This window comes from Micromonospora sp. NPDC047753 (assembly GCF_040642735.1).
GTDB lineage: Bacteria > Actinomycetota > Actinomycetes > Mycobacteriales > Micromonosporaceae > Micromonospora.
In genome coordinates this window covers 1-7,439 of sequence record NZ_JBEYSL010000356.1, presented here as the reverse complement: position 1 = coordinate 7,439, position 7,439 = coordinate 1, and the positions used below count along the sequence as shown (strand labels likewise).

At 70.5% G+C, this 7,439-nt stretch carries 6 protein-coding genes; all 6 read right to left on the bottom strand.

The window, feature by feature from the left end; translation table 11 throughout:
* Window positions 1–425, bottom strand: a 425-nt coding sequence (locus ABZ749_RS25190) for an ATP-binding cassette domain-containing protein (RefSeq protein ID WP_357231918.1), incomplete at its 3' end; no start/stop codon positions are given.
* Window positions 422–1,309, bottom strand: coding sequence for an ABC transporter permease (locus tag ABZ749_RS25185; protein ID WP_357231915.1), 888 nt, complete (start codon window positions 1,307–1,309; stop codon window positions 422–424). The genes ABZ749_RS25185 and ABZ749_RS25190, both read right to left, overlap by 4 nt.
* Complete coding sequence (locus tag ABZ749_RS25180; protein ID WP_091399352.1) at window positions 1,306–2,262, bottom strand: ABC transporter permease; 957 nt, start codon at window positions 2,260–2,262, stop codon at window positions 1,306–1,308. Before ABZ749_RS25180 ends, ABZ749_RS25185 begins: the two co-directional genes overlap by 4 nt.
* Window positions 2,263–2,268: 6 nt before the next feature.
* Window positions 2,269–3,930: an ABC transporter substrate-binding protein gene (locus ABZ749_RS25175; protein WP_357231911.1), complete on the bottom strand. Its 1,662-nt coding sequence runs from the start codon at window positions 3,928–3,930 to the stop codon at window positions 2,269–2,271.
* Window positions 3,931–4,047: 117 nt separating this feature from the next.
* A complete protein-coding gene (locus ABZ749_RS25170) occupies window positions 4,048–5,235 on the bottom strand; it encodes an MFS transporter (protein ID WP_357231908.1) in 1,188 nt (395 codons plus the stop codon).
* Window positions 5,236–5,362: 127 nt separating this feature from the next.
* Window positions 5,363–7,439: discoidin domain-containing protein (locus ABZ749_RS25165; RefSeq protein ID WP_357231905.1), on the bottom strand; the 2,077-nt coding region annotated here is incomplete at its 5' end.

The following is a 7,439-nucleotide window of genomic DNA, read 5'->3' as shown; positions in this document are numbered from 1 at the left end:
GGGGCGCCGCCGGTGAAGCAGGAGAGCGTCAGCTCCGGCAGCGCCGACCCGCCAACGGCGGGGGCCGTCGTGCCAGGCGTACCGGAGGCCGTCGTGAGCACCGGGTTCAACGACGTCATCGGTTCCTGGAAGATGTAGGCGATCTCCCGGCCGCGGACCCGATGCAGGGCGGACTCGCGGGCGCCGACCAGCTGGGTGCCGTCCAGGCGCACCGACCCGGTGACCCGGGCGCTGCCCGGGAGCAGCCCGGCGAGGCTCATCGCGGTGACGCTCTTTCCGCACCCCGACTCGCCCACCATCCCGACGATCTCCCCGGCTGCGAGGTCCAGGCTGACCCCGTCGACCGCCGAGACGGTGCCGGTCTCGGTCGGGAACGACACCGACAGGTCGCGGATCTCCAGCACGGGCGCGGGGGCGGTGGTCATCGCCGGTCTCCCTTCGGGTCGAGGGCGTCGCGCAGGGCGTCACCGAAGACGTTGAACGCCAGCGCCAGACCCATGATCACCACGCCGGGGAAGACGGCGGCCCACGGTGCGCGGGCGGCGAACTGCTGGGCGGTGGCGAGCATGGTGCCGAGGCTGGGCGCCGGGGGTTGGATGCCGAGACCGAGGAAGGACAGCACCGCCTCGCCGAGGATCGCGGCCGGGATGGCGACGGTGGCCTGCACCAGGATCACCGAGGTCGCGTTCGGCAGGATGTGCCGGGCCAGCACCCACAGGTCGCTCGCGCCGTCCACGACGGCCGCCGCGACGAAGTCCAGCGACTTGAGGCGCAGCGTGTCCGAGCGGACGACCCGGATCACGCCGGGGATCTGGGCGATGCCGATGGCCACCGCGGCATTGCCGAGGCTGGCGCCCCGGATGGCCGCCAACCCCACCGCCATGATCAGAAACGGGAACGCCAGTAGCAGGTCGGTGAAGCGCGAGATGACCGCGTCCCAGGCCCGGAAGTAGCCGGCGGCGAGCCCGAGCGGCACCCCGATGACCAGCGACGTGGCCACCGCCAGGAGCCCGACCTGCAACGACGCCCGCGCGCCGAGCATGATGCGGGAGAGGACGTCCCGACCCAGGTCGTCGGTGCCCAGCAGGTGCCCGGCGGTGCCGGGAGGCGCGAACGTACGGGCGAAGTCGGTCTGGTCGACCGAGTAGGGCGCGAGCCAGGGCGAGAGCAGCGCGATGACGCCCGCCAGCGCGAGCACGACGAAGCTCACCACGGCGAGCGGGTTGCGCCGCAGCCGCCGCAGCACCCGCGTACGCCGGGTGATGCTGGCGGTGCCGGTCTCCGCGATCGGTACGGTGAGGACGGTCATGCCGGATCTCCCGTCACCCGGATGCGTGGATCGATGACCGAGTAGAGCAGGTCCACGAAAAAGTTGATCACGATGTAGGCCGCCGCGGTGAGCAGGACGACGGCCTGGATCACCGGGTAGTCCCGTTGGAACACCGCGTCGATGGTCATCTTGCCGAAGCCCGGCAGCCCGAAGATCTGTTCGGTGACGACCGCGCCCGAGATCAGCCCGCCGAGTTGGAGACCCACGACTGTCACCACCACGATGAGGCTGTTCCGCAGGGCGTGCCGGGTGATGACGGCGCGAGGTCGCAGGCCCTTCGCCTTGGCCGTGCGTACGTAGTCGGAGGAGAGCGAGTCGAGCATCGCCGACCGGGTCTGTCGCATGATGATGGCGGCCAGGCCGGTGCCGAGGATCACGGCCGGCAGGACGATGTGGTGCAGGTTGTCCACGGGGTCCTCCAGGATCGGCACGAAGCCGGAGGCGGGGAAGAGCCCGGTCGCCACTGACAGGTAGAGGATCGCCAGCAGGCCCAGCCAGAAGTGCGGCACCGACAGGCCGATCAGGGCCAGGCCGTTGGCCAGCCACTCCGCCGGACGTCCACGCCGGACCGCCGCGAGCACCCCGGCGCCGACGCCGAGCGCCGCCGCGATGAGGATCGCCAGGACGGACAGCTCGACGGTCACCGGCAGGGCGGTCGTGAGCATCGACGAGACCGGCGTGCCGGTGCGGATCGACACCCCGAAGTCGCCCTGCGCCATGCGCTCCACGTACTGGGCGAACTGCACGGGCAGTGGCTGGTCCAGCCCGTAGTGCCGACGGATGGCCTCCAGGGCCTCCGGCGACCGGTCCTCGCCGGCCAGGGCGAGGGCCGGGTCGCCGGGCAGCGCCCGTACGCCGACGAAGACCACGATCGTCGACAACAGCAGGGTCAGCGCCGACTGCCAGGCGCGGGTGAGCAGATATCGGGCCACGACGGCCTACTTGCCGAAGCCGGCGAAGGCCGCCCGGATCACGCCGTCGGGGTAGACCTGGAGGCCCTGGATCTGCTTGCTGACGGCGGTCAGGTTGCGCTGCCGGTAGAGGTAGATCAGGGCGTCGTCCTGCTGGAGCAGTGTGACCGCCTGCCCGTACAGCTTCCTGCGCTCCTCGACGTCACCGGCCTGGCGGGCCTGGGTCAGCAGGGTGTCGAGCTGCGGATTGCTGTAGCCGGCGACGTTCTGGCTGGCGCCGGTGCCGACGAAGTTGGTGATGTTGGCGTCCGGGTCGATCCGGCCGCTCCACCCCAGTTGCAGCAGCTCGAAGTTGCCGCGGTCCTGCTCGTCGAGGAGCGACGAGTACTCCACCGGGTTGATCTTCAGGTCGAATCCGCCGTCCTTGACCATGGACTGCAACGCCTGCGCGAGACGCAGCGTGTCGGGGGTGTTCGAGGCGAGCATCGTGACCGCGTACGGCGTCTGCACGCCGGCCTCGGCCAGCAACTGCTTGGCCTTGGCGGGGTCGTGCGCCGGGCAGGTCTGCGCCTCGGGGGACGAGAACGTGCTCGCGGGCGAGATCGGGGAGCAGGCGGCGGCGTGCAGACCGTTGAAGACCGCGTCGACCAGGGCCTTGCGGTCGATGGCGTGCTCGAAGGCCTGCCGCACCTTGGCGTTCTGGGCGAGGGGGCGGTTGATGGGCTTCGCCGCGGTGCCGACGCCGTCGACGTTGCCGACGTTGATGGTCAGGCCCTGGTAGCCGAGGGACTGCGACTGGAGGACGGAGACCGCCGCGTCCTGCCGGAGCGAGGCGACGTCCTGGGTGGAGACCGAGTCGGCGACCTGCGCGTCGCCGGAGCGCAGGTTGGCGGCGCGGATGCTGGCGTCGGTGAGGATCCGCCACGAGATGGCGTCCAGGTGCACCTTGCTCGCGTCGTAGTAGTTCGGGTCCCGCACCACCTCGATGGAGTTCTGCGGCACCCGCTTGGCGAACTTGAAGGGGCCGACGCAGACGGGCGCCGAGGCGAAGTCGTCGCCCTTGGTCCGCAGCGCCTGGGCACTCATGATCATGCCGGCTCGGTCGGCGAGGGCCCCGAGCAGCGGTGCGAACGGCTGCTTCAGCCGCAGGACGACGGTCTGCGCGTCCGGGGTGTCGACGCCGTCGATGGGGCCGAGTTCGCTCTTGCGCGCCGACCGGGCGTTGGTGAGGTGGCGTTGCAGGGTGGCCTTCACCGCGGCCGAGTCGAACGCCGTGCCGTCCGCGAAGCGCACGCCGGGCCGCAGCGGAATTGTCACCGTCCGGCCGTCGCCGCTCGTGGTGGGCAGGGCCGTCGCGAGCTGCGGTACGACCTGCGCCTGCTCGTTGACGTCGTAGAGCTTCTGGCACATGGCTTGGAAGACGTAGCGGGAGTAGAGGCTTCTCGACAGCGTCGGGTCCAGCGCGTCGGGCTCGGCGGAGAGGGCGACGACCAGCTTGCCGCCCTGCTTCACGGCGGCGGGGTCGGCGGGCGTACCGAAGGAATCCTGGCCTGCCGACTGGTCGCCGCCGGACGTCTCGCCTTCGTTGTTCGACACCGGCGAGCAGGCGACGACGGTGCAGACGACGGCGGCCGCCGCCACGGCGGCCCGGAGTACCCGGCTGGTTTCGCGGACGGAGAGGTTCGTCATGGAGAGCTCCTCAAGTGGGCGATTCGGGGAGCGTATGTTGTATACGATGACCGCCGCAAGACCTCGGTGAATGGCTGACGAGGCACCCCTGGCACCCGGAACAAGCCGGCCGGGCGATCAGCTCGCGGGCCGGGTCCGGCCGCCCCTGACCAGGCTGAGCAGGACGACCAGCGCGAGCACCGCCACCACCGCGCTGAAGACCTCGCCGGCCGGGCGCAGGCCGATCGTCTGGATCAGCAGACCGACGGCGACCGCCGGCACACCGAGCATGGCGAACAGGATGGCGAAGAAGGTCGACACCGCCTCGGCCCGGTGCTGCGGCTCGGTCTTCATCGTGATCGTCGCGATGCCGTCGCCGACCGCCACCCCGGACGCGACCCCGATGATCGCCGCGCAGATGAGCAGCGTCGTCAGCAACGCCATCCACATGCTGAACGCCAGCAGGCCCGACCCCACCACCAGGCCGGCGCAGGCGCTGGCCAGTGCGGCACGCGAGGACAGCACGCGGGTCAGCAGTTGGCCGAACGCCGCACCGGTGAACGCCACGAAGACCACCAGCGCGGCCACTGTGTGTGAGGTCTCGTGCAGGACCATGCCGAGGAACAGCCCGCTCACCGACGTGAGCACCCCGAGGGCGGCGAAGCCCGCGCCGGCGGTGATCGCCGAACGGATGAAGGCACCGCGGATGGTGGCCGGCACGTGCAACCGCTGCACCCGCAGGGTCACCGGCGAACGTTCCCGGACCGTCTCCGGCACCCCGCGCAGCGCGATGATCGCGACCACCGCCAGGACCAGCACGATCACCCAGGGCAGCCGGAGCGGTTCGGGTGCCACGTCCGACACGATCCCGGACAGCAGGGTGCCGGTGGCCAGGCCACCCAGGTTAGCGAAGATCGACACGGTGGCGGCACGCTTCGGGTGCCGAGGGTCGATCAGCTCAGCCAACGCCGCTGTCGCCGTACCGATGATCAGCGCGGCGGACAACCCGGCGAGGATCCGGCCCACGATGATCATCGCCAGGTCCACGGCGGCGAGGAAGATGGCATCGGCGGCGACCGAGAGCAGCAGTGCGATGAGGATGACCGGGCGTCGGCCGATCTGGTCGGAGAGCCGACCGAAGACCAGCAGCCCGACCACGACTCCGAGCGCGTACAGCGCGTAGACCACTGTCACTGTCAACGACGAGAACCCGAACTCCAACTCGTAGAGCGGGTAGAGCGGCGTCGGCACCGTGGTGCCCACGAGCGTGATCCAGAACGCGAACGCGACCCGTACCGCGCCGGACGTGGAACCGGACCGTGTCACCCGTCCAGCATGAATCTCGGCCCCGAGTCGAGGTGCGACAACGGACCTAAACACCCGCATCAGGTGGCGGCGCACGGGCCGACGGTGGGAAGCGGAGCCGCACGGCACCGCTTCCCACCGCGTACCCCTAGGAGTTGTAGGCCTGCGCGGTCACCGTGACCTGGCGGGCGAGGCCCGACCGGGCCGGCCAGGAGATCCGCACCTCACGGGTCTCCCCCGGCAGGAGCCAGAAGTAGTTGTCGTCGTAGCGGGCCGGCAGGACCCGCTCACCGCTCTTGTCGCGCACGGCGAGCCGCACCAGGGCGGCGACCGTACGACCCTGGTTGCGGACCGTCGTGGTGACGGTGTTGCGCCCGCCCACGACGCGTACGGTGCTCGACGACGTCGACAGGTGGGTGCTCGGCAGGTCGTTGAGCGCCCGCAACTGCTCGGCCCTGTCGTAGCGCCAGTAGGTGTTCTCCGCGAGCAGCCGGTCCCGGCTGTCCCGCAGCTCCAGTCGCACCAGGTGCAGCCCGCCGCCGTTCGGCGCGGCGAGCGCGAAGGCCGCCGTGGTGTCCGAGCGGGCCACGTCCACCCGCTGACGTTGGGGCGAACCCAACGAACGGCCGCCCAGGTCGTAGCGTCGGGCGCTCACCGTGACCCCGCTCAGCGGGGCGGCGGTGTGGTTGACCACCCGGACCTGCCAGGTGCCCGGGTCGGCCTGGACGTGCACCGGCTCGCACCCCTTGCGGGCGCCGTAGTAGGCGCCGTTCACGTCGAGGTCGTAGTCGTAGGTCTGCCAGACCGTGCTGTGCCACGCCGGGTGCGACATCCACAGCAGCAGACCGGTGGCGTCCTGCCACAGGTTGGCGTTCCACGCCTCGAACATGGCGCGGTGGCTCTCGTAGTTGACGAACTGCGCCCGGCTGGCGAACTCGTCGAGCGAGGCGGACTCACCGAGCCGCGCGTCGATCGCCGCCTGGTACGTGCCGACACGCTGGTTACCGATGGTCGACCAGTCGTGGTAGTTCCACACCTCGCCGATCGGCCACTCCGGCGCGTCCCCGACGAGGTTGCGCATGCTCTCGACCACCGACACCACCGGCATGCCGATCTCGGTGTGGAAGCCGAACGAGTCCGCCTCGTAGATCGTCTTGTCGGTGTATGTCGTCGGGTCGACCCAGCCGTACGGCCCACGCCCGCTCACGATGCCGCTGGCGGAGTTGGGAATGTAGAGGATCTCGGGGTGCTCGGTGGCGACGGCCTGCTTGAGCCCGGCGTCGACGATCGGCGGCGGGTCTCCCTCGTTCGCACCGCACCAGACGACGATGCTCGGGTGGTGGCGGAACCGCCGGATGGTGTCGGCGGCGATGTCCACGTAGCCGGGCGGGTTGGGCAGGAAGGCCCCGGCCTGCCAGAAGTCGTTCCACACCAGGATGCCCTGCTCGTCGCAGGCCTGGTACAGCTCCTCACGGTTGCTGCTGCCGAGCCAGTTGCGGATCATCGTGAAGTTCATGTCGCGGTGCATCTCGACCGTGTCGGCCAGCCGGTCGGGCAGCACCCGCCGCAGCAACTCGTCCCAGCCCCAGTTGCCGCCCCGGGCGAACACCGGCACGCCGTTCACCGTGATCTTCAGCTCGGTGATCTTGTTGCTGACCGCCTTGACGTCGGTCCAGCGCTGCCCGTCGTCGGAGACCTGGATGACGAAGTCGCGGGCGTACGCCTGCTCCCAGACGATGGTGACCTGGTCGAAGCTGACCGGAGCGCCGAGGTCGACCTGGATCCACTGGTTGTCCTCGAACTGTGACGACCAGCGGGTCCGGGGGTTGCCGTCGACGGCCCGGCCCGGGCCGTTGGAGTCGCCGTCGGACGACGACGCGGTGGCGGTCCGGCGCAGCGCCAGGTCGACGTCCGGCTCGGCCTGCCGCTGCACCGACAGCGCCCACATGGACACGCCCCACGAGGTGACCCGCGCGCCGGTCTGAATGCGCAGGTGCTGCGCGGTCTGGCTGGCGAACGTCTCGACCTGGGTGGCGCGGCTGCCCAGTGGGGTGTCGTTGCTGACCGACGTCACGTCGCTCCAGGCGTTCCCGTCGGAGGAGACCTGGACGCGGTAGTCCAGCGCGTACGCCTGCTCCCACACGATGGTGACCCGGTCGAAGTCGACCGCCGCGCCGAGGTCGACCTGGATCCACTGGTCGTCCTCGGCCTGCGAGGCCCAGCGG